Origin of the sequence: Bradyrhizobium sp. AS23.2, from assembly GCF_001908185.1 — a bacterium.
Taxonomy (GTDB): Bacteria; Pseudomonadota; Alphaproteobacteria; order Rhizobiales; family Xanthobacteraceae; genus Bradyrhizobium.
Genome location: NZ_LGHM01000175.1, coordinates 1 through 19,754 on the forward strand (window position 1 = coordinate 1; position 19,754 = coordinate 19,754).

Below are 19,754 nucleotides of genomic sequence, written 5' to 3' on the forward strand. Positions count from 1 at the left end.
CGCTGCAATTCGGCGGCGCGGCCGGCACGCTCGCCGCCCTCGGCGACAACGGGCTCGCGATCGCCGAGCGGCTGGCGCAGGAGTTGAACCTGCAATTGCCGGAAGCGCCCTGGCACACCCATCGCGACCGCATCGCGGAGGCCGCATCGGCGTTTGCGATTCTCGCCGGGAGCTGCGGCAAGATCGCGCGCGACGTCTCGCTGATGATGCAGACCGATGTCGCCGAAGCATTCGAGCCCGCCGGCGAAGGCCGCGGCGGCTCCTCGACCATGCCGCACAAGCGCAATCCGGTCGCCGCCGCAAGCGCCCTGGGCGCAGCGACCATGGCCCCGCAGCTCGCTGCGACCATTCTGGCCGCGCAGGTGCAGGACCACGAGCGCAGCGCCGGGCCCTGGCACGCGGAATGGCCGACGCTGCCGCAATTGATGCTGGTCACCTCGGGCGCGCTTGCCGCCATCGTCGACATCGCGGAAGGGCTCGACGTCGACGCGGCGCGCATGCGCAGCAACCTCGATGCGACGCACGGCCTGATCATGGCGGAAGCGGTCACCTTCGCGCTGGCCGAGAAGATCGGCAAGAGCGATGCGCATCATCTCATCGAGGCCGCGAGCAAGCGCGCGGTGGCCGAGAAAAAACATCTGCGCGATGTGCTGTCGGCCGATTCGCAGGTTACCGCGCATCTGCCACCGGAAAAACTTGCGGCATTGTTCGAGCCGATGGCCTATCAAGGGGCGTCGCAGGCTCTGATCGACCGCCTGCTCGCTTCGTTGAATCTCTCCTGATGGATTGCCGGGCTTGACCCGGCAATCCATCATCCAGGAAAGATTCATTATTTGGATGGATGCGCGGGTCGAGCCCGCGCATGACGAGGAACATGCCATGCCGATGATCAATGCCGACGGCTGCCTGATCAACGTCTCCGTCGAGGGCCGCGACGGCGGGCCGACGCTGATGCTCTCCAATTCGCTCGGCTGCACGCTGCAGATGTGGGAGCCGCAAATGAAGGCGCTGACGCAGGTGTTCCGCGTCATCCGCTACGACCGCCGCGGCCATGGCAAATCCAACGTTCCGCCCGCGCCCTATACGATGGAGCGGTTCGGCCGCGACGTGCTCGCGATCCTCGACGACCTCAACATCGAGAAGGTGCATTGGTGCGGCCTGTCGATGGGCGGCATGGTCGGGCAATGGCTGGGCGCGAATGCGCCTGAAAGGTTCGACAAGCTCATCCTCGCCAACACCTCCTGCTACTATGCCGAGCCGACCAGATGGCTGGAACGCATCGACGCCGTGAGGAAGGGCGGCATCGCCGCGGTCGCGGATACCGTGATCGCCGGCTGGCTGACCCAGGATTTCCGCGAGCGTGAGCCTGAGATCACCGCGAAGATGAAGTCGATGCTGCTTGCAACCCCCGTCGAAGGCTATCTCGCCTGCTGCGAGGCGCTGTCGACGCTGGACCAGCGCGAGCTGTTGCCGAAGATCAAGAGCCCGACGCTGGTGATCGCCGGCCGCCACGACATGGCGACGCCGATCTCGGCGGGTGAACTGATCCGCTCGAAGATTCCCGGCGCCAGCATGACCATCATCGACGCCGCCCACATTTCCAACGTCGAGCAGCCGCACGCGTTCACCGACGCGGTGGTCGGCTTCCTGACGCAGCGCTGATCGAGCCGATCGTCATTCCGGGGCGATGCGAAGCATCGAACTATGGTGCGCAATTGCGCACCTGAGAATCTCGATCCGCATTTCACGGCCTCGAGATTCCGGGTTCGCCTCTTCGAGGCGCCCCGGAATGACTCACCGGAGGATAGAATGGACGACCAAAAGCGCCGCGATGCCGGCATGAACGTACGCCGAAAAGTGCTGGGCAATGCCTGGGTCGACAAGTCGATCGCGGGCCGCAATGCGTTCAACACCGATTTCCAGGACATGATCACGCGCTACGCCTGGGGCGAGATCTGGACGCGGCCGCATTTCGACGAGCGCACGCGGCGGGTGCTGGTGATCGGCACCATGGTCGCGCTCGGTCAATGGGACGAGTTCCGCCTGCATGTGCGCGCGGCGCTCGCCGAGGGCGGCTTCACCCCCGACGACATCAAGGAAATCCTGCTCCAGCAGGCGATCTATTGCGGCGTGCCGGCGGCAAACCACGCCGTGAAGGAAGCCTCAGCGATTGTGCAGGAGCTCGGCCTGCTCAAGGCCTAGCGGCACGGGGGCCTTGCCCTGAGCTTGGGCGGCCTGCGGCGCCGCCTCGGGCCGTTCGATCACCACCACGATGGCAGCACCGAGCAAGAGCAGCAGCTCGGTGGCGTGCAGCCGGAGCGCGGCCATCTCGCCGACCTTCGAGGCCATCACCATGCTCGCGAACGAGATCACGCTGCCGATCGCAAGCGCGATCCCGAGCGCCTCGTCGCTGCCGCCGCTCTTGCGGATGCGGGGAATGCACAGAAGCGCAAGGTAGATCGCAAAGAAGGCCACGACGGTCAGCCGTCCCAACGCCAGAAGCCAGGCGGCGCGCACCGTGCTCATCCCCGCCATCTGGAGATGGTCGCTGAGGAACAGCGCGACTGCGACGCTCGGCCGCTCATAGAGGCCGTGCACCGGCGCCACCATGATGTTGAAGGCGACGAGCGTCCAGGCCGGGATGAAATAGGCCGCCAGCAGCGCGCCGTTGACCGAGCCGATCCGCCAATTCCTGAACATGCCGCTTCCCGCTTCGCCTGCCACGCGCCTTCAACGGAAGGCTTTGCCGGGAGCTAACTCCCATCAGACTGAGGCGGCAATTTAAACCCTTTGTTTACCTTAACCGGCCCGTTGGGCCTCGCACCCACAGAAAAAGGCCCCGCCTTTCGGCGGGGCTCTGTTAGCTCCTCGGCTCCCTGGCTACTTATCCTGGCCATGCTGACCACCACCCTGCTGTCCGGGCTTGTCGCCCTGGCGCATCGGGTCATGTTGCTGCTGCTGTCCGGGTTTCTGGCCGCCGCCCTGCTGCTGTCCGGGGCGCTGCTGGCCGGGGTTCTGACCCTGCTGACCCGGATTCTGACTCTGCTGTTTCGTCATTCGGGGAAACTCCGTTGTTGGACGTCAGAGATGAAGCAACAAACGGCATCGAATTTGGTTGCTTTGCGGAACCCGGTTCCTCGCAGGTGCGGAACCGGAAGATGGCATCGATCACGAAATGACCTCTGTACAAGCCTTTATGCCAATGCTTGGCCAGTTGCAGCCGCCAGTTCCCTCCTGTTACAAAACGATGAGAATGCTCAAGGGCTGCCGGGGCCCAAGACTCTCTGACCAGGTTTGATACGGCAGCGCATGGATTATTTCGCCCAGCAGCTCATCAACGGCCTTGTCCTGGGCTCCATCTACGGCCTGATCGCCATCGGCTACACGATGGTCTACGGCATCGTCGGCATGATCAATTTCGCCCATGGCGACATCTTCATGATCGGCGGCTTCATCGCGCTGATCACCTTCCTGATCCTGATCTCGCTCGGCCTGACCGCGATCCCGGTGATCCTGCTCGTCGTGCTGCTGGTCTCGATGGCGATCACGGCGCTCTATGGCTGGACCATCGAGCGCATCGCCTACCGTCCGCTGCGCCACTCCTTCCGCCTCGCCCCGATGCTGTCGGCGATCGGCATGTCCTTCGTGCTGACCAACTACTCGCAGGTGGCGCAAGGCGCCCGCGTCAAGCCGATCCCGCCCTTTATCACCGGCGGCTACACGCTGCATGAGAGCGCGGACGGCTTCGTGATCCAGCTCTCCAACATCCAGATCATGGTGGTGCTCACGACCATCGTGCTGCTGGCGATCTTCACCTGGCTGGTCTCGCGCACCCGGCTCGGGCGCGACATGCGCGCCTGCGAGCAGGACCAGACCATGGCGGCGCTGCTCGGCGTCGATGTCGACCGCACCATCTCCATGACCTTCGTGATCGGCGCAGCGCTCGCCGCGGTCGCCGGCCTGATGTACCTGCTCTATTACGGCCTGGTCGACTTCTACATGGGCTTCGTCGCCGGCATCAAGGCGTTTACCGCGGCCGTGCTTGGCGGCATCGGCTCGCTGCCGGGCGCCATGCTCGGCGGTCTCGCGATCGGCCTGATCGAGACGTTCTGGTCGGCCTATTTCTCGGTCGAGTACAAGGACGTCGCGGCGTTCTCGATCCTGATCGTCGTGCTGATCTTCATGCCGACCGGCCTGCTCGGCCGTCCCGAAGTCGAAAAGGTTTGACGGTCGCGCGTGACAGTTCCCTCAACCATGACGGCCAAACCTGCAACGGGGATCCCCTCGCTCCTGAAGACGGCCTTCATCAACGCCCTGATCGCGCTGGTGCTGTTCTCGCTGATGGTCGGCATCCGGACCGAGGCGGGTTCCGACGGCCAGCTCACCTATTGGACGCGCTTCGGCGACCTGGCATCCCTCGTCGCCGCGGTGTTCGGCGGCTCAATCGTGATCGAGCTGTTGCGGCAGTGGATCGGCCCGACCGGCGCTGAGAAGCTGGTGCCGCCGGCGGTGAAGAGCGGCATGTCGTTCGTCGGCCGCTACCTCGCGCCCGCGCTCCTGATCTTCACGCTGCTGGTGCCGGTGATTTTCTATAACCAGCGCTACATCCTCGACCTCGCGATCCTCGTGCTCACCTATGTCATGCTGGGCTGGGGCCTGAACGTCGTGGTCGGCCTCGCGGGCCTGCTCGATCTCGGCTATGTCGCCTTCTACGCGGTGGGCGCCTATTCCTACGCCCTGCTCGCCACCAATTTCGGCTGGTCGTTCTGGGTCTGCCTGCCGCTCGCGGGCATTCTCGCCGCGTTCTGGGGCATGCTGCTCGGCTTCCCCGTGCTGCGCTTGCGCGGCGACTATCTCGCCATCGTGACGCTCGCCTTCGGCGAGATCATCCGCCTCGTCATCATCAACTGGCAAGATCTGACCGGCGGGCCGAACGGCGTCACGGGAATTCCGCGCCCCTCATTCTTCGGCATCCCGCTCGACAACAGCGATGACGGGCTCGCCGCCAAGCTCGGCATCGAATATTCGCCGACCCATCGCATCGTCTTCCTGTTCTACGTCATCCTGGCGCTCGCGCTCCTGACCAACTGGGTGACGATCCGCCTGCGCCGGCTGCCGATCGGGCGGGCCTGGGAAGCCCTGCGCGAGGACGAGGTCGCCTGTCGCGCGCTCGGCATCAACACCACGACCACCAAGCTCACGGCATTCGCGACGGGCGCAATGTTCGGCGGCTTTGCCGGCGCGTTCTTCGCGACACGCCAGGGCTTCATCAGCCCGGAATCCTTCACCTTCCAGGAATCGGCGCTGGTGCTCGCCATCGTCGTGCTCGGCGGCATGGGCTCGCAGCTCGGCGTGGCGCTTGCCGCGCTCGCCATGATCGGCGGCTTCGAGCTGTTCCGCGGTCTCGAGACCTACCGCATGCTGGTGTTCGGCATGGCCATGGTGCTGATCATGATCTGGCGGCCGCGCGGCCTGATCGGCCATCGCGCACCGACCGTGTATCTGACCAAGGCGCAGGCGATCTCTTCCGACCTTGTCAAGGAAGGGCACGGATGAGCGGCGACAAGATTCTCAGCGTCGACCGGCTGACCATGCGCTTCGGCGGCATTGTCGCCGTGCAGGACCTGTCGCTTGCGGCCGAGCGCAAGAAGATCACCGCGCTGATCGGACCGAACGGCGCCGGCAAGACCACCGTCTTCAACTGCATCACCGGCTTCTACAGGCCGAGCGGCGGCACCATTCGTCTCACCCATGACGACGGCAGGACAATCGCGCTGGAGCGGCTGAACGATTTCCGCATCGCCAAGCAGGCCAAGGTGGCGCGCACCTTCCAGAACATCCGCCTGTTTCCCGGCATGACCGCGCTGGAGAATCTGATGGTGGCGCAGCACAACACACTGATGCGCGCCTCCGGCTTCACCTTCCTCGGCCTCGTCGGTATGCCCGGCTATCGCGACGCCGAAAAGCAGGCGATCAATCTCGCCACCGACTGGCTCAGGCGCGTCAATCTGCTCGACCGCGCCGACGATGCCGCCGGCAATCTCGCTTATGGCGACCAGCGCCGGCTCGAAATCGCGCGCGCGATGTGTACCGAGCCCGCGCTTTTGTGCCTGGACGAACCTGCCGCCGGCCTCAATGCACGCGAGAGCGCCGCGTTGAGCGAGCTCCTGCTCTCGATCCGCAACGAGCTCGGCACCTCGATCCTCCTGATCGAGCACGACATGTCGGTGGTGATGGAAATCTCCGACCACATCGTGGTGATGGACCATGGCGTCAAGATCGCGGAAGGCTCCCCGCGCGAGGTCCGCGACGATCCCAAGGTGATCGCCGCCTATCTCGGCTCCGACGAAGACGAGGCGGTGGCCGTGATGGAGAGCGGGTCGTGATTGCCGGTCTCTCCAAGTCGTCATGCCCGGGCTCGACCCGGGCATCCACGCCTTTGCCAGGTGTCGAGCTTCAAGACGTGGATGGCCGGGACATAGGCGAGCGGAGCGACGCCGTCCTTCGGACGGCTATGCCCGGCCATGACGGCAGTGAGGTTGCGGCATGACCACTCCCCTGCTCGCGATCCGCGGCCTGCACGCCGCCTACGGCAAGATCGAGGCGCTGAAGGGCGTCGACGTCGAGATCAATGCCGGCGAGATCGTGGCGCTGATCGGCGCCAACGGCGCCGGCAAGTCGACGCTGATGATGACGATCTTCGGCAAACCGCGCGCCCGCGCCGGCCAGATCCTGTACGAAGGCCGCGACATCACCTACGTCCCCACCCACGCGATCGCGCATTTGCGCATCGCGCAATCGCCGGAAGGCCGCCGCATCTTCCCGCGCATGAGCGTCGCTGAAAACCTCCAGATGGGGGCGGACGCCACCGGATGCACCGACACCGAACGCGAGGCCACGCTGGCACGCGTGTTCACGCTGTTTCCGCGCCTGAAGGAACGCTATGCCCAGCGCGGCGGAACGCTGTCCGGCGGCGAGCAGCAGATGCTGGCGATCGGCCGCGCCCTGATGAGCCGCCCCCGCTTGCTCCTGCTCGACGAGCCCTCGCTCGGGCTGGCGCCGCTGATCGCGCGCCAGATCTTCGATGCAATCCGCACCCTGAACCGGCAGGACGGCCTGACCGTCCTGATCGTGGAGCAGAACGCCAACCATGCGCTCAAGCTCGCCCATCGCGGCTATGTCATGGTCAACGGCCTGATCACGCTGGCCGGGACCGGTGCCGAGTTGCTGCAGCGCCCCGAGATTCGCGCTGCCTACCTGGAAGGCGGCCGGCACGGCTGACCGGGCTGGAAGGCGGACCACGTGCGGGCCGAATGTGGCGAGATATCTCCGCAAATGCCCGTATTTTGCCGGTGACTTCTCGCCAATTTCATTCAAGAATGGCGCCGGTTTGGACCGGGCGTGCCCGGCAACTTCCACAGGCGACCACCCGCGAGGTATCTCATGAAATCACTGAAGCTCATCGGTCTGGCATTCGGCGCATCGATCGCTCTATCGAGCGCGGCATTTGCCCAGGATGTCACCGTCGCAGTCGCCGGTCCAATGACCGGCGGCGAGTCCGCCTTCGGCCGCCAGATGAAGAACGGCGCCGAGATGGCCGTGGCTGACATCAACGCCGCTGGCGGCGTCATTGGCAAGAAGCTCGCGCTCGACGTCGAGGATGATGCCTGCGATCCGAAGCAGGCGCGCTCGGTTGCCGAGAAGATCGCCAGCGCGAAAATGCCGTTCGTCGCCGGACACTATTGCTCGTCGTCGTCGATCCCCGCCTCCGAAGCCTATGCCGACGGCAACGTGCTCCAGATCACGCCGGCCTCGACCAACCCGACCTTCACAGAGCGCAAGCTGTGGAACGTGGCGCGCGTCTGCGGCCGCGACGATCAGCAGGGCCTGATCGCGGCGCAGTACATTGCCAAGAATTTCAAGGGCAAGAACATCGCGATCCTCAACGACAAGACCACTTACGGCAAGGGTCTTGCCGACGAGACCAAGAAGGCGCTCAACAAGGCCGGCATCACCGAGAAGATGTACGAGTCCTATAACAAGGGCGACAAGGACTTCAACGCGATCGTCTCGCGACTGAAGCGCGACAACATCGACCTCGTCTATGTCGGCGGCTACCATCAGGAGAGCGGCCTGATCCTGCGCCAGATGCGCGACCAGGGCCTCAAGACGATCCTGATGGCCGGCGACGCGCTTGCCGACAAGGAGTACGCCTCCATCACCGGCCCGGCCGGCGAAGGCACGCTGTTCACCTTCGGTCCCGATCCGCGCAACAAGCCGACCGCGAAGAAGATCGTCGAGGCCTTCAAGGCCAAGGGCATCGATCCCGAGGGCTACACGCTCTACACCTATGCGGCGCTGCAGGTGTGGTCGGAGGCGGCCAAGAAGGCCGGCACCACCGACGCCAAGAAGGTCATGCAAGCGATGAAGGCTGGCAAGTGGGACACCGTGATCGGCCCGATCGAGTATGACGCCAAGGGCGACATCAAGCAGATCGACTACGTCGTCTACAAATGGGACGCCAAGGGCGGCTACACCGAAGTCAGCGGCCAGGGCACCTGAGACAGGCGGGCTGACCCTTTAGAGCGTTTTCGAGCGAAGTGGATACCGGTTCGCGTCAAGAAAACGCGTCAAAACAAGAATCTAGAGCCCCCGTTCCGATTCCATCGGAACGGAAATGGCTCTAGCCAGATCAATTGCCAAAGCGCCCCGGTTCGCCGGGGCGTTTTCTTGTGTCAGACCGCTTGCGCAGGCTCGCAGGCTGCGGCCTGGCTCTGCGCAGTCTTGAGCGCGCTCAGGAGGTCGCTCGGCCGAAACGGCTTTTGCAGGCAGACGACATCGGCCAGACCGGGCGCCTCGCCCATGAAATCCAGCGCGGTCATACCGGAGACCGCCACGATCGGAAAAGCGGGGAACCGCTCGCGGATAGCGGCCATGACATCGACGCCGCTGGTACCGGCCAGAAAAATGTCGACAATCGCGGCATCGAAAGCGCCCTCGCCGAAGGCCTTCAGGCCGGCCGCGCCGCTCTCGGCCTCGACCACGTCATAATGGTTGACCCTGAGCACCATCGCGATCATGGCGCGGACGCCCTTCTGGTCGTCGATCACGAGGACACGGGGCATGGGAACAACTCTCGAATTGCTATCATTAATTGGTTCAATTCACCGCAAAAGGGCGGCAAGGCAGTATGAATCTGTCCAGTAAAGCACCCCTTACCAATTACCCGCTCCGGGCCTTCCTTTAAGTTAAGTAAGCTGTAACCTTCGGTTGAGCCGCAAGCGCTTTCTGTCACGATACGCGCCCGGAGCCGGCTACCATGGAGGAAGCGGCAGCCCGGCTGGAAGAGATTGACGTGCGAGACCACCATGCCGGCTTACGAGAGATCAACGTGCTAGCGCCCAACGACCGAAGCACATTCCTTTCGACCTCGCCGGCTACGCGGGGCGATCGCGCCGCAGCTTTGGCGATCGTCGGGATTTCCGCGGTTCTGTTTGCGCTGGCCGTGCCGTTCGCGGGCGTGCCGCTGTTGCAGGTCCCCGCCTTCGTGGCGAGCTATCAATCAGCGCTCGCAGTCATCGACATCATCACCGCCGTTCTTCTGTTGTCGCAATTCGCAGTGCTGCGCAGCCGCGCGCTGCTGGTGCTGTCGACCGGCTATCTGTTCACGGCGGCGGCCACGGTGACCCACGCCCTCACCTTCCCTGGCCTGCTCACCCCGACCGGACTGTTCGGGGCGGGCTCGCAAAGCACAGTCTGGCTCTACATGATCTGGCACGGCGGCTTCCCGCTGTTCGTGCTCACCTATGGCTGGCTGAAGGACGACAGCAATGGCGGCAACAGGATTACGGGCTCGGCAGCGCCGGCGATCGCGGTCTCCGTCCTCGGCGTGCTCGCCGCGACGACCGTCTTCGCCTGGCTGATAACTGCGCAGCACGGCCTGCTGCCGGTCCTGCTGAGCGAGGGCCACTACACCACCACCATGATCGGCGTGGCTTCTTTCGTATGGTCGTTGAGCTTCGCGGCGCTGATCACACTGTGGTTCCGCAAGCCGCACACGGTGATCGACGTCTGGCTCATGGTCACGATGTGCGCCTGGCTGTTCGATGTCGCGCTGTCGGCAATCGTCAACGTCGCGCGCTTCGATCTCGGCTTCTATGCCGGCCGGATCTACGGCCTCCTCGCCTCCAGCTTCGTGCTCGCCGTGCTGCTTGCCGAGAACGTCCGCCTCCAGGCGAACACGGCGAGCCTCGTTGGCCGGCTGCGCGAACAATCGGCGACTGATCGCGACTATTACGGCAGGCGCCTGGCGCTCTACGGCGCCGTGGTCGAGTCCTCCAACGATGCCATCATCACAAAATCCCTCGACGGCATCATCACGGGCTGGAACAGCGCCGCCGAGCGTCTGTTCGGCTACTCCGCCGCAGAGGCCATCGGCAAGCCGATCGACATCATCGTGCCGAAGGACCGCAAGCCCGAGATCTGGGGCATCCTCAACCGCATCAGCAGCAACGAGTCGATTGCCCGACACGAAACGGTCCGCGTGCGAAAGGACGGCCGTCAGCTCGACGTCGTGCTGAACGTCTCGCCGCTGAGGTGGGACGGCGGAGAAATCATCGGCGCCTCCGAGATTGCCCATGACATCACCGAAGAGAAGCAATCGCGAGAGAAGCTGCGCCGCGAGATCGAGGAGCGCCAGCGCATCTTCGAGACCTCGCAGGACCTGATTCTGGTGACCGACGGTTTCGGCAATTTCGTCCAGGTCAGCCCGAGCGTGAAGGACATCCTCGGCTATGGCCCGGAAGACCTGATCGGGCACAACGCGACCGAGTTCATTCACCCTGATGACCTCGAGAACACGCGGGGCGAGATGCGCGCGGCGCGGCGTGGCCAGGTCAAGCGCAGCTTCGAGGCGCGCTACTATCACTACGACGGCCACGAGGTCACGCTGAACTGGATGGGCACATGGTCCGAGCCGGCGAGGCGCCATTTCTTCATCGGCCGCGACCTCACCGAGAAGCAGGCCGCCGAGGCCCAGTTCAGGCAGGTCCAGAAGATGGACGCCATCGGCCAATTGACCGGCGGCGTCGCCCACGACTTCAACAACGTGCTGACCGTCATCACCGGCACGATCGGCTTCCTGTCCGATGCGGTGGCCGACCGTCCCGAGCTCGCCGCGATCACCAAGCTGATCGACGACGCCGCCGAGCGCGGGGCGCAACTGACCAAGCATCTGCTCGCCTTCGCCCGCAAGCAGCCGCTCCAGCCGCGCGAGATCGACGTCAATGCGCTCGCGCTCGAAGCGGCCAAGCTGCTGCATCCCACCCTTGGCGAGCAGATCACCATCGTGCCTCAGCTCACGGAGGACGCCTGGCCGGCGCTGGTCGACCCCGGTCAGCTTTCCACCGCGATCCTCAATCTCGCCCTGAACGCGCGCGACGCCATGCCCGGCGGCGGCACGCTGGTGCTGGAAACACGCAACATCTTCCTGGACGACGGCTATGCCAGCATGAATGCCGAGGTGGTTGCCGGCAATTACGTGATGATCGCGGTCAGCGACACTGGCAGCGGCATTCCACCGGACCTGCTCGATCGGGTTTTCGATCCCTTCTTCACCACCAAGGAGGTCGGCAAGGGCACGGGCCTCGGCCTCAGCATGGTGTTCGGCTTCGTCAAACAGTCCGGCGGCCACATCAAGATCTACAGCGAGGAAGGCCACGGCACGAGCGTGAAGATCTACCTGCCGCGCTCGAGCGGCGTGCAGGAAACCGAGTTCGAGTCGCTCCAGAACGTGCCCATCACCGGCGGCGACGAGAAGATTCTGATCGTCGAGGATGACGCGCTGGTGCGGCAATATGTCGTGACGCAGATCAAGAGCCTCGGCTATGTCGCGCTCGAAGCCGCCAACGCGGCCGAAGCCCTCACTATCATCGATGCCGACAAGAGCATCGACCTGCTCTTCACCGACGTCATCATGCCGGGCGCCATGAACGGCCGCCAGCTCGCTGATGAGGCGGCCCGCCGCCGCCCCGATCTGAAGACGCTGTTCACGTCGGGTTACACCGAGAACGCCATCGTCCATCACGGCCGGCTCGATTCCGGCGTGCTGCTGCTGGCCAAGCCCTATCGCAAGTCCGAGCTCGCCAAGATGCTGAGGATGGCGCTGGCCAGTTGAGCCCGCCGTATCCGTGCGCTATCGCTGATGCCTGCAGCGCATGGAGTGGCGGCCTTGAAAAATCTACTGACCGATATCGCCGGCGTCCGCGTCGGCCATGCCGACGATGCGAAGCTGGCCTCGGGCACGACCGCGATTATTTTCGATCAGCCGGCAGTCGCGGCAATTGACGTCCGCGGCGGCGGTCCCGGCACGCGCGAGGATGCCCTGCTCGATCTCGCCAACACGGTCGAGCGCGTCGATGCAATCGCACTCTCCGGCGGCTCGGCTTTCGGCCTCGATGCCGGCGGGGGCGTTCAGGCCTGGCTTGCCGAACAAGGCCGCGGCTTCAAGATCCGTGACGCGGTGATCCCGATCGTGCCGGGCGCAATCATGTTCGACCTGCTCAACGGCGGCGACAAGAAGTGGGGCCGCTTCTCGCCCTATCGCGATCTCGGCTACGCCGCAGCCGCTTCTGCCGGCACCGACTTTGCGCTCGGCAGCGTTGGCGCAGGCCTGGGCGCCACCACGGCCACCTTCCAGGGCGGGCTCGGCTCGGCGTCGGCCGTGACGGCGAACGGCGTCAAGGTCGCCGCGATCATGGTCGTCAATGCGGTCGGCAGCGTCACCGTCGGCGATGGGCCGTGGTTCTGGGCCGCGCCGTTCGAGCTGAACGGCGAGCTCGGCGGACGCGGGCTGCCGTCTCAATTCACGCCGGACATGCTGGCGATGCGCATCAAGGGCGGCCCTGCCGCGAGCGAACGTGAGAACACGACGATCGGCCTCGTCGTCACCGACGCGATCCTGAGCAAGGCCCAGGCCAAGCGCCTCGCGATGATCGCGCAGACCGGATTTGCCCGCGCGATCTATCCGGTGCACGCCCCGCTCGACGGCGACGTGCTGTTCGCGGCTGCCACCTGCGAGAAGCCGATCGAGCCGCTGGTCGAGCTCACCGAGCTCGGCATGGTCGCCGCCAACGTCGTCGCGCGCGCGATCGCACGCGGCGTCTACAGCGCGACCGCGCTGCCATTCCCCGGCGCGCTACCGGCGTGGAAGGACCGGTTTGGATCATAGAAGGTGCGCTCCCTCGCCCCGCTTGCGGAGAGAGGGTTGGGGTGAGGGGGAGTCTCCACGGGGGCGGTGAGAGTTGAATTCGCGGAGAGTCCCCCTCACCCTAATTCGAGCTGCGCTCGAATTCGACCTCTCTCCGCAAGCGGGGCGAGGTAAGACCAAGCTCACACGCTCATCGACATCGATGAAGCCGTGGACCCCGCCGAGGCCTGAGCCTGGCGCTGCATCATCTGTCCGAACCAGTCGTAGGGCGAGTTGCCGCCGCCGTTCGCACTTGAAGAGCTGGAGGCGCCGGGAACGGTCGTCGACATCTTGAACCCGTCGGCATAGGTGACGGTGGTGGTGGTCGAGCCGTCGGCGTTGGTCGTCGTGGTCGCGGTCGACCCGCCGCTCGACTGCGACGAGGAATCCGATCCATCGCCCGCGCCGCCGGCGCCTTGCACGTGATGGTGGCCGTGATGGCCGCTCTTCAGCGCCTTCGACATCTCATCCAGGCTGACGCTGCCGTCGGAATTCGAATCCAGCTTGGAGAACACGTCATCGGCCTGCGCCAGATTGGTGCCGCCGGCCCCCAGCGCCTTCTCGAATTCGGACTTGGTGATCTTGCCGTCGCCGTCCGCATCGATCTGCGAGAACAGGTCCTTGAGCGCAGCATCCCGGCTCGTCGACGTCGAACTCGATGAGGTCGAGCTCGCCGTGGTGCTCGTGCTGTCCGTCGACTGGCTCTGCGCGGCGAACAGCGCGTTCATCGTCTCCGGCGAGATCTGCGGATATTTGCCCGAATTGACCGACGAGGTCGCGCTGCTGGTCGTGCTGCTGCCGCTGTCGATCGCGAATGGATTGGTAGCGCCCTGCGAAGATCCCGTCTTCTGCGTCGACGACGACGACTTCGAGTTCGTCAGCGACTGGATCACGTCGAGCGCGCTCGATACTGCGCCAAGCGCAAACAACATTGCACAACTCCAACCGATGCGGCATGCCGCGGCCAATGTCCCGGGGAGGACGTCAGCAAGCCCCGTGCCAGTGCAAAAAGCTCAATGAAATCCGCCTCCACTGCACTTGGCTGTACTTGGCCCGGCCCGGGAACACCGGCAATTCGTGCCGGTCGCGGCAGAATTTTCCGCCCACAGGAAGCACGCCGCCCCCGCATTGCCCGCCGCAGGTGCCCATGTTAGGCGAGGCCCATTCTTGTTTCGGCCGCCACGGGAAACCGCGCCATGACCCAAGCCTTCGCCCCCCGCCCCCTGGCAATCGCGCCCTCGATCCTGGCCTCGGATTTCTCCAGGCTCGGCGAGGAGGTGCGCGCGGTGGACGCCGCGGGGGCCGACTGGATCCATCTCGACGTGATGGACGGGCACTTCGTTCCCAACATCTCCTACGGCCCCGACGTCATCAAGGCGATGCGCCCGCACACCAAGAAGATCTTCGACGCGCATCTGATGATCGCGCCCTGCGACCCCTATCTCGAGGCCTTTGCGAAAGCCGGCTGCGACCACATCACCGTGCATGCGGAGGCTGGTCCCCATCTGCATCGCTCGCTCCAGGCGATCCGCGCGCTCGGCAAGAAGGCCGGCGTCTCGCTCAATCCGGGCACGCCGATCAGCGCGCTCGAATACGTCATCGACCTGGTCGACCTCGTGCTGGTGATGTCGGTCAATCCCGGCTTCGGCGGCCAGGCCTTCATCCCTTCCGCGATCGGCAAGATCCGCGACATCCGCGCGATGACGGCGGGGCGACCGATCGACATAGAGGTCGATGGCGGCGTCGGCCCCGACGTCGCAGGTGCCTTGGCTGCGGCCGGCGCCAATGCCTTCGTCGCCGGCACGTCCGTGTTCAGGGGCGGCACCCAGGAAGCCTACAAGGCCAACATCGCGGCGATCCGCAACGCCGCCGCCGGCGCACGCGGTGAAGCGATCTGAACCACACGATCGCTCGACACAACGGCAAGAGCTGCGGCTCTAGCCGCGACGCAGCGCGCAATCCCCAAAATTGCAACCTTAATCCGTACTCCAACGGACTTCCCTGAGTCGCGCAAATCACTGCAAGTGATTCCTGCCTGTTTTCGCGGGAGCACATCATGACGACGACCCTGGTTTGGACTGGCGTGGCGTTGTGGCTTGGTTTCAGCGCGTTTGTTGTGTTCGGCCCGACGGCCGGACCGGTGCAGGTCCCGGCACGTTCCGCACGCACCGCCCGCCGCGATCGCATCTGACGCGGCATTAAAATTTGTTATCTGGACTTGAGACTGATGAAACCGCACTGCCCGAACTGCCTGAACGAAATGACCAAGGCATCCGCGTCGCGTAACCTCTTCAACTGCGAGCCCTGCCGCGAGATCATTCAGTACTTCGGCGGCAGCGCAGATCACGGCGAAGCCGGCCCGCACTTCTCCTGGCCGATCCGCCGCAAGCAAGCCGGCCACATCGCTCACGCGGCCTGATCCTTTCTCCGAAACGCTGGGGGGGCTATCCGGCCGCCTCACCGGCGTCAGCCGCATCCGCGGCGAGCCGCGGCGGCCGCACAACGGTGACGGTGCAGACGGCTTCGGACGCCACCTTGGCCGAGACGCTGCCGAGCAGCGAGCGCCTGAACGAGCTCTGCCGTGCGCCGATGATGACATGGTCGACCTGGTTGACCTCGGCGAATTCCAGCAGCGCAGCGGCGGGATCGACCGCCTCCAGCACGTGAACCGACAGCCGGCTCTCGTCGAGCTTGAGCGGCGTCGCCCAATGCCTGAGCGCCACCAGGCGGTCGACATGCTTGTTGGAGCCCTGCTCGTCCAGCGTCTTGTCGATGGCGATGCGATTGAGCTTCAGCACGTTGACGCAGGCGAGCCGCGCTGACGGCAGCGTTGCGAGAATGCGCTCGGTCGTGACGCGCAGCGCCTCGTTCAGCTCCGGCGCGCCTTCCACCGTGTCGAGTGCGACCGCGAGGATCGGGCTCGATGCGATCTGCTCCGCGACGTCCGATTTGGCGCGCGGTGCCATGACGCCCTGGTTGAAGCGGCGCCGCCACGCGACGCTCCACGGATCGCGCTTCAGCCGCTCCGAGCGCGCGGTGAGTTTGACCTGGCTCGGATGGGCGAGATCGAAAGCGAGCTGCGATGCAGTCGGATAGCGCCACACCGGCTCGATCTCGAGGCAGCGCAGCACCACCTCCTGGAGCCAGGGCGGATAGTCGCTGCGCAGCTTGCGCGGCGGATGCGGATCGCGCCAGAGCCGCCGCCGCATCGCGCGCAGCGTCTCGCCCTCCCCGAACGGGCGCTCGCCCGTGGTGAAGAAATAGAGCAGCACGCCGAGCGAAAACAGATCGCTGCGCGGATCGTCGCGCACGCCAAGCAATCGCTCCGGCGCCATGTAGGGCGCGGTGCCGTAAGGCAGGCGGAACTCCTCCTGCAAAAGATCCGGCAGGTGGTTGTTATGCGACAGGCCGTAGTCGATCAGCACCGCCTCGCCGCTGTCGCGGAACATGATGCTGCTGGGCTTGATGTCGTGATGGATCACGTTCTGCCGGTGCAGATCGGCGAGCGCGGTCGCGATCCTGGCGACGAGCTGCCGCGCCTCCTCGTAGGGCAGCGGCAGGTCCGGCAGCCGCTTGTAGAGCGTCGTGCCGACGATGCGCTCGATCACGACATAGGCCTGGTGCGCGAAATCCCCGGTGCCGAAACACGACGGCACGTGGGGTCCGGCGAGCCGTGGCAGGATCATCATCTCCATCTCGAAGGAGACGATTGCGGCGGGGTCCTCGCCCTCCGACACCCGCGGGATCTTCATCAGCAGCGGCACGTCAATGCTGGGATGGGTGACGGTCCACAGCGTCGCCATGCCGCCGGTATGGACGCACTCGCCGATGGTGTAGCCGTCGATCTCCGCGCCGGGCTTGACCAGGGGTTTCGGCATTGTCGTCAGCGCCCCTGCGAGAGCCGGTCGGCGAGCCAGGGCGGCAGGCCATTTTCGCGGATGCGGCCCGCGGCCGTCTCGATGTCATAGGGCGCGCGGCAATAGGTGATCTCGCACGAGACCGTATCGAACAGCACGAAGGCCGCGGACGGATCGCCATCGCGGGGCTGGCCGACCGAGCCCAGCACGGCCAGCCATTGCCGCCCGCGCAGCAGCTGCACGGAGACACCCGACTTGGGCACGAAGCTCGTCATCTTCGCCGTCACCGACATCGAATAGAGCGCAGGGCGATGGATGTGGCCGCAGAAGGTGACATGGGAGGGCGTCGAGATCAGGCTGCGCGCGGCATCCGTCGTCGAGCGGACATAGTTCCAGTGCGACGGACTTGAAGCTTCTGAGTGGACGTAAAGACGTTCCTTCTCCTGCACCACCATCGGCAGCTCGGCCAGGAAGCGCCGCTGCGCCACATCGAGACGCCCGCGCGTCCATTCGATCGCGATCTGCGCCTCGACATTCATGGTCTCGGTCGTCGTGTTGACGGCCTCGTCATGGTTGCCGCGGACGGCGATGGCGCCCTCCCTGACCAGACCCATCACGGTATCCACGACCCATTCCGGGTCGGCGCCATAGCCGACGAAGTCACCGAGCAGGACGAACCGCTCCGCGCCACGCGCGCGCGCCACCTTCAGGCATGCCTCGAACGCCTGCCGGTTACCATGGATATCCGAGAAGACAGCTAGGAGCACGCATCCTCCACCCCAAAGGCTTATCAGAAGCCGATAAGGCCAAATTGAGGGACGTCAAGAAGATGCGCCAGCACGGCCCCGTTTTCCAGCGTGCACCTGCCGCGATGGTGAAGGGCCTATTGCTCGTCCTTCGGCGGCATTCGGGGCGGCGGCAGCGGCGTGAACGCGACGCCTTGCGCGCCGGCCGGCGGGGCGATGAATTCGCCAGTCGAGGAATCGCCGCCACTGGTCTCGAGGACGGTTTTGGGCGTCACATACTCCCGGACCATGTCGATGAGCGAGCCCTCGCCGCCGCCGAAATCCGCGGCGCGCCCGCCCTGCGGATGCCCGGCCGCGATCTCGTTCTGCGCGGCATGGGCCTTGTCGGCCAGCCTGTCATCGTAGGGCACGCGGAAGGCCCGCGGGATGCCGCTTGGACGATTGTCCTCGTCGAGCTGCTCGACCCAGAGATAGATCGAGCCGGGATCGCCCTCGAGCGAATGCGGCTCGACGATGCGCGCCTGGAGCAGCTTGAAGGAGACCGGCAGCCGGTCGACGCTCGCCCAGCCGAGCAGCCCGCGCATTTCAGTGAAGCTGACGACATAAAAGGCGCTCGTCACGACCACCGCGACCGCCTTCAGCGACCAGTGCAGGCGCGCATAGACCAGCACGACCAGCAGCAGCGCGCCGATGACGGCGTAGGCGACCGACAGCGTGAGGACAACTATCTGCAGATTACTCACGGCGTATCCTCACCCCGGTCTTCGCATCGAGATCGGCGCCGTTGCGCCAACCGCTGCGGAACGTTTCCAGCAGGGATTTCGGACGCTGGTCCACATTGACGACCTTGCCTTCGGCATCGAGCCGGAACCGCACCGCTGTCTTCTCGTCACCGGTGTGATCGAGCGTGAACTTGTTGTCGAAGATCACCTGCGCGGTCGGATTGAGTTTCTGCACCTTCACATTGGCCGAGACCGGCTCGCCGGTCGTCGCCGCGAAATGCGAGACGTTGACGGTGTATTCCCCGGCGACGATGCCGCGCACCGTGACGATCTCCTCGCGGATGGGCGAGGCGATCTTCTTGCCGTTGACCATGATGAAGTCGTTGGCGCCGCCGCGGTCGTCGCGGTCGAGGGTGAGGAAGCCGGCCTCGCGGTGGCGATACCAGGCGATGTTGCCCGCGGGATCCTGCACGAACAGGTCGAGATCATCAGGGTGATTGTCCGGCCAGTCCAGCGTGATCATGAACTCCGCCTTGGAGTCGATCTTGCCCTCCTTGGCGTCCGGAGAGACCGCGAGCAGCGCGAGAAAGAACAGGAAGGCGATCACCTGGAGCGCCTTGAACAGCATCACGCCGAGCGGATCGAATGGCTCCTCGCGCGGGTACAGACCGAAATCATCCATCATGACGCCGTTCCAGCGCCCTTGCGCTCCAAGACCGGCGTCACATAGGTCTCGGTCAGCACCACCGCATCCGAGAACACCCGCTGGGTTGCGGCATCCAGCATGTAGTACTGGATACGGACCAGGATCGAGCCGACGAGGCCCGCGAGCGTCGTATACATCGCGACCGCCATGCCGTCGCTCATCAGCCCCATCGAGGAGCGCATCGCGACCTTGTCGGCGGCATCCAGCCCGGCGATCGGCGCCAGCATGATGATGAAGCCAATGATTGTGCCGAGCAGGCCGAGCTTCATCAGCGTGTCCGAGACGAAGGCGCCGAAGCCGTTGGAGCCGCGCAGGCGATCGGCCAGCGTCCGCAGTAGCAGCGTCTGGTCGACCGGGCGGTAATCCTGCGCGGCGGCCTTGGTGACGAGGCTCTCGATGTGATCGCGCACCAGCCCGCGCGGCAGCGATGCCGTGCTGGCATCGAGCACCTTGCGGCCGTCGGGCGCCGCGAGCACC

22 protein-coding genes are annotated in these 19,754 nt (G+C 65.1%); 14 read left to right on the top strand and 8 right to left on the bottom strand.

The annotated features are described in order from the left end of the window. The 3 genes from AC630_RS33425 to AC630_RS33435 all read left to right on the top strand — a co-directional run. Nucleotides 1–782: lyase family protein (locus tag AC630_RS33425; protein WP_245330593.1), on the top strand; the 782-nt coding region annotated here is incomplete at its 5' end. Between the two features lie 97 nt (nucleotides 783–879). Then, nucleotides 880–1,662: a 3-oxoadipate enol-lactonase gene (gene pcaD / locus AC630_RS33430; RefSeq protein WP_074122712.1), complete on the top strand. Its 783-nt coding sequence runs from the start codon at nucleotides 880–882 to the stop codon at nucleotides 1,660–1,662. A gap of 147 nt (nucleotides 1,663–1,809) precedes the next feature. After that, nucleotides 1,810–2,202, top strand: coding sequence for a carboxymuconolactone decarboxylase family protein (locus tag AC630_RS33435; RefSeq protein WP_074122696.1), 393 nt, complete (start codon nucleotides 1,810–1,812; stop codon nucleotides 2,200–2,202). Here AC630_RS33435 and AC630_RS33440 read toward each other — a convergent pair. Further along, nucleotides 2,164–2,700 carry a hypothetical protein gene (locus AC630_RS33440; protein ID WP_074122697.1) on the bottom strand — a complete coding sequence of 179 codons (537 nt, stop codon included), beginning with the start codon at nucleotides 2,698–2,700 and terminating at the stop codon, nucleotides 2,164–2,166. The two genes, AC630_RS33435 and AC630_RS33440, sit on opposite strands and share 39 nt — an antisense overlap. 195 nt (nucleotides 2,701–2,895) lie before the next feature. Between AC630_RS33440 and AC630_RS45840 the strand changes: the two genes are divergently transcribed. The 6 genes from AC630_RS45840 (at nucleotide 2,896) to AC630_RS33465 (ending at nucleotide 8,562) form a co-directional block, all read left to right on the top strand. Further along, complete coding sequence (locus tag AC630_RS45840) at nucleotides 2,896–3,288, top strand: hypothetical protein (protein ID WP_167561329.1); 393 nt, start codon at nucleotides 2,896–2,898, stop codon at nucleotides 3,286–3,288. A 21-nt stretch (nucleotides 3,289–3,309) separates the two neighbouring features. Beyond that, nucleotides 3,310–4,227, top strand: coding sequence for an ABC transporter permease subunit (locus AC630_RS33445; protein ID WP_074122698.1), 918 nt, complete (start codon nucleotides 3,310–3,312; stop codon nucleotides 4,225–4,227). Between the two features lie 27 nt (nucleotides 4,228–4,254). After that, nucleotides 4,255–5,556 (top strand): high-affinity branched-chain amino acid ABC transporter permease LivM, encoded by a 1,302-nt coding sequence (gene livM, locus AC630_RS33450; RefSeq protein WP_074122699.1) that lies wholly within the window; start codon nucleotides 4,255–4,257, stop codon nucleotides 5,554–5,556. Then, nucleotides 5,553–6,386 carry an ABC transporter ATP-binding protein gene (locus AC630_RS33455; RefSeq protein ID WP_074122700.1) on the top strand — a complete coding sequence of 278 codons (834 nt, stop codon included), beginning with the start codon at nucleotides 5,553–5,555 and terminating at the stop codon, nucleotides 6,384–6,386. Before livM ends, AC630_RS33455 begins: the two co-directional genes overlap by 4 nt. Nucleotides 6,387–6,546: 160 nt before the next feature. Then, a complete protein-coding gene (locus AC630_RS33460; protein ID WP_074122701.1) occupies nucleotides 6,547–7,281 on the top strand; it encodes an ABC transporter ATP-binding protein in 735 nt (244 codons plus the stop codon). A 162-nt stretch (nucleotides 7,282–7,443) separates the two neighbouring features. Then, complete coding sequence (locus AC630_RS33465; protein WP_074122702.1) at nucleotides 7,444–8,562, top strand: branched-chain amino acid ABC transporter substrate-binding protein; 1,119 nt, start codon at nucleotides 7,444–7,446, stop codon at nucleotides 8,560–8,562. Between the two features lie 173 nt (nucleotides 8,563–8,735). Here the strand turns inward: AC630_RS33465 and AC630_RS33470 are convergent, their stop codons facing one another. After that, nucleotides 8,736–9,125, bottom strand: coding sequence for a response regulator (locus AC630_RS33470; RefSeq protein ID WP_074122703.1), 390 nt, complete (start codon nucleotides 9,123–9,125; stop codon nucleotides 8,736–8,738). Between the two features lie 194 nt (nucleotides 9,126–9,319). Here AC630_RS33470 and AC630_RS33475 point away from each other — a divergent pair, with 194 nt between their 5' ends. Both AC630_RS33475 and AC630_RS33480 read left to right on the top strand, forming a co-directional pair. Then, complete coding sequence (locus AC630_RS33475) at nucleotides 9,320–12,175, top strand: PAS domain S-box protein (RefSeq protein WP_074122704.1); 2,856 nt, start codon at nucleotides 9,320–9,322, stop codon at nucleotides 12,173–12,175. 54 nt (nucleotides 12,176–12,229) lie between these two features. Further along, nucleotides 12,230–13,228, top strand: a complete 999-nt coding sequence (locus AC630_RS33480) for a P1 family peptidase (RefSeq protein WP_074122713.1) — start codon at nucleotides 12,230–12,232, stop codon at nucleotides 13,226–13,228. Nucleotides 13,229–13,389: 161 nt separating this feature from the next. Here the strand turns inward: AC630_RS33480 and AC630_RS33485 are convergent, their stop codons facing one another. Continuing rightward, nucleotides 13,390–14,178, bottom strand: coding sequence for an EF-hand domain-containing protein (locus tag AC630_RS33485; protein ID WP_074122705.1), 789 nt, complete (start codon nucleotides 14,176–14,178; stop codon nucleotides 13,390–13,392). A gap of 264 nt (nucleotides 14,179–14,442) precedes the next feature. Between AC630_RS33485 and rpe the strand changes: the two genes are divergently transcribed. The 3 genes from rpe (at nucleotide 14,443) to AC630_RS33495 (ending at nucleotide 15,665) form a co-directional block, all read left to right on the top strand. After that, on the top strand, nucleotides 14,443–15,144 hold the full coding sequence (rpe, locus tag AC630_RS33490) for a ribulose-phosphate 3-epimerase (RefSeq protein ID WP_074122706.1): 702 nt from the start codon (nucleotides 14,443–14,445) through the stop codon (nucleotides 15,142–15,144). Nucleotides 15,145–15,302: 158 nt separating this feature from the next. Continuing rightward, nucleotides 15,303–15,437 (top strand): hypothetical protein, encoded by a 135-nt coding sequence (locus tag AC630_RS47920; protein WP_283808471.1) that lies wholly within the window; start codon nucleotides 15,303–15,305, stop codon nucleotides 15,435–15,437. Between the two features lie 36 nt (nucleotides 15,438–15,473). Continuing rightward, entirely contained in the window at nucleotides 15,474–15,665 is a 192-nt protein-coding gene (locus tag AC630_RS33495) for a hypothetical protein (protein WP_074122707.1), read from the top strand. 25 nt (nucleotides 15,666–15,690) lie between these two features. On the opposite strand, the gene AC630_RS33500 is transcribed toward AC630_RS33495, so the two are convergent. From AC630_RS33500 to AC630_RS33520, 5 genes are all read right to left on the bottom strand, one after another. Then, nucleotides 15,691–17,124, bottom strand: coding sequence for a bifunctional serine/threonine-protein kinase/universal stress protein (locus tag AC630_RS33500; protein ID WP_074122708.1), 1,434 nt, complete (start codon nucleotides 17,122–17,124; stop codon nucleotides 15,691–15,693). A gap of 5 nt (nucleotides 17,125–17,129) precedes the next feature. Beyond that, entirely contained in the window at nucleotides 17,130–17,870 is a 741-nt protein-coding gene (locus tag AC630_RS33505) for a metallophosphoesterase family protein (RefSeq protein WP_074122709.1), read from the bottom strand. 116 nt (nucleotides 17,871–17,986) lie between these two features. Beyond that, on the bottom strand, nucleotides 17,987–18,592 hold the full coding sequence (locus tag AC630_RS33510) for a hypothetical protein (protein WP_074122710.1): 606 nt from the start codon (nucleotides 18,590–18,592) through the stop codon (nucleotides 17,987–17,989). Further along, nucleotides 18,585–19,256, bottom strand: a complete 672-nt coding sequence (locus AC630_RS33515; protein ID WP_074122711.1) for a DUF2135 domain-containing protein — start codon at nucleotides 19,254–19,256, stop codon at nucleotides 18,585–18,587. Before AC630_RS33515 ends, AC630_RS33510 begins: the two co-directional genes overlap by 8 nt. Then, nucleotides 19,253–19,754: MotA/TolQ/ExbB proton channel family protein (locus tag AC630_RS33520; protein ID WP_143198515.1), on the bottom strand; the 502-nt coding region annotated here is incomplete at its 5' end. The genes AC630_RS33520 and AC630_RS33515, both read right to left, overlap by 4 nt.

What these genes read in the sequence shown, in the direction of transcription:
- AC630_RS33465 (WP_074122702.1), top strand. Translation starts at nt 7,444, where the DNA reads ATGAAATCACTGAAGCTCATCGGTCTGGCATTCGGCGCATCGATCGCT.
- AC630_RS33485 (WP_074122705.1), bottom strand. Translation starts at nt 14,178, where the DNA reads ATGTTGTTTGCGCTTGGCGCAGTATCGAGCGCGCTCGACGTGATCCAG.
- AC630_RS33445 (WP_074122698.1), top strand. Translation starts at nt 3,310, where the DNA reads ATGGATTATTTCGCCCAGCAGCTCATCAACGGCCTTGTCCTGGGCTCC.
- rpe (WP_074122706.1), top strand. Translation starts at nt 14,443, where the DNA reads ATGACCCAAGCCTTCGCCCCCCGCCCCCTGGCAATCGCGCCCTCGATC.
- pcaD (WP_074122712.1), top strand. Translation starts at nt 880, where the DNA reads ATGCCGATGATCAATGCCGACGGCTGCCTGATCAACGTCTCCGTCGAG.
- AC630_RS33470 (WP_074122703.1), bottom strand. Translation starts at nt 9,125, where the DNA reads ATGCCCCGTGTCCTCGTGATCGACGACCAGAAGGGCGTCCGCGCCATG.
- AC630_RS45840 (WP_167561329.1), top strand. Translation starts at nt 2,896, where the DNA reads ATGCTGACCACCACCCTGCTGTCCGGGCTTGTCGCCCTGGCGCATCGG.
- AC630_RS33495 (WP_074122707.1), top strand. Translation starts at nt 15,474, where the DNA reads ATGAAACCGCACTGCCCGAACTGCCTGAACGAAATGACCAAGGCATCC.
- AC630_RS33455 (WP_074122700.1), top strand. Translation starts at nt 5,553, where the DNA reads ATGAGCGGCGACAAGATTCTCAGCGTCGACCGGCTGACCATGCGCTTC.
- AC630_RS33440 (WP_074122697.1), bottom strand. Translation starts at nt 2,700, where the DNA reads ATGTTCAGGAATTGGCGGATCGGCTCGGTCAACGGCGCGCTGCTGGCG.
- AC630_RS47920 (WP_283808471.1), top strand. Translation starts at nt 15,303, where the DNA reads ATGACGACGACCCTGGTTTGGACTGGCGTGGCGTTGTGGCTTGGTTTC.
- AC630_RS33515 (WP_074122711.1), bottom strand. Translation starts at nt 19,256, where the DNA reads ATGATGGATGATTTCGGTCTGTACCCGCGCGAGGAGCCATTCGATCCG.
- livM (WP_074122699.1), top strand. Translation starts at nt 4,255, where the DNA reads ATGACGGCCAAACCTGCAACGGGGATCCCCTCGCTCCTGAAGACGGCC.
- AC630_RS33500 (WP_074122708.1), bottom strand. Translation starts at nt 17,124, where the DNA reads ATGCCGAAACCCCTGGTCAAGCCCGGCGCGGAGATCGACGGCTACACC.
- AC630_RS33475 (WP_074122704.1), top strand. Translation starts at nt 9,320, where the DNA reads ATGGAGGAAGCGGCAGCCCGGCTGGAAGAGATTGACGTGCGAGACCAC.
- AC630_RS33435 (WP_074122696.1), top strand. Translation starts at nt 1,810, where the DNA reads ATGGACGACCAAAAGCGCCGCGATGCCGGCATGAACGTACGCCGAAAA.
- AC630_RS33460 (WP_074122701.1), top strand. Translation starts at nt 6,547, where the DNA reads ATGACCACTCCCCTGCTCGCGATCCGCGGCCTGCACGCCGCCTACGGC.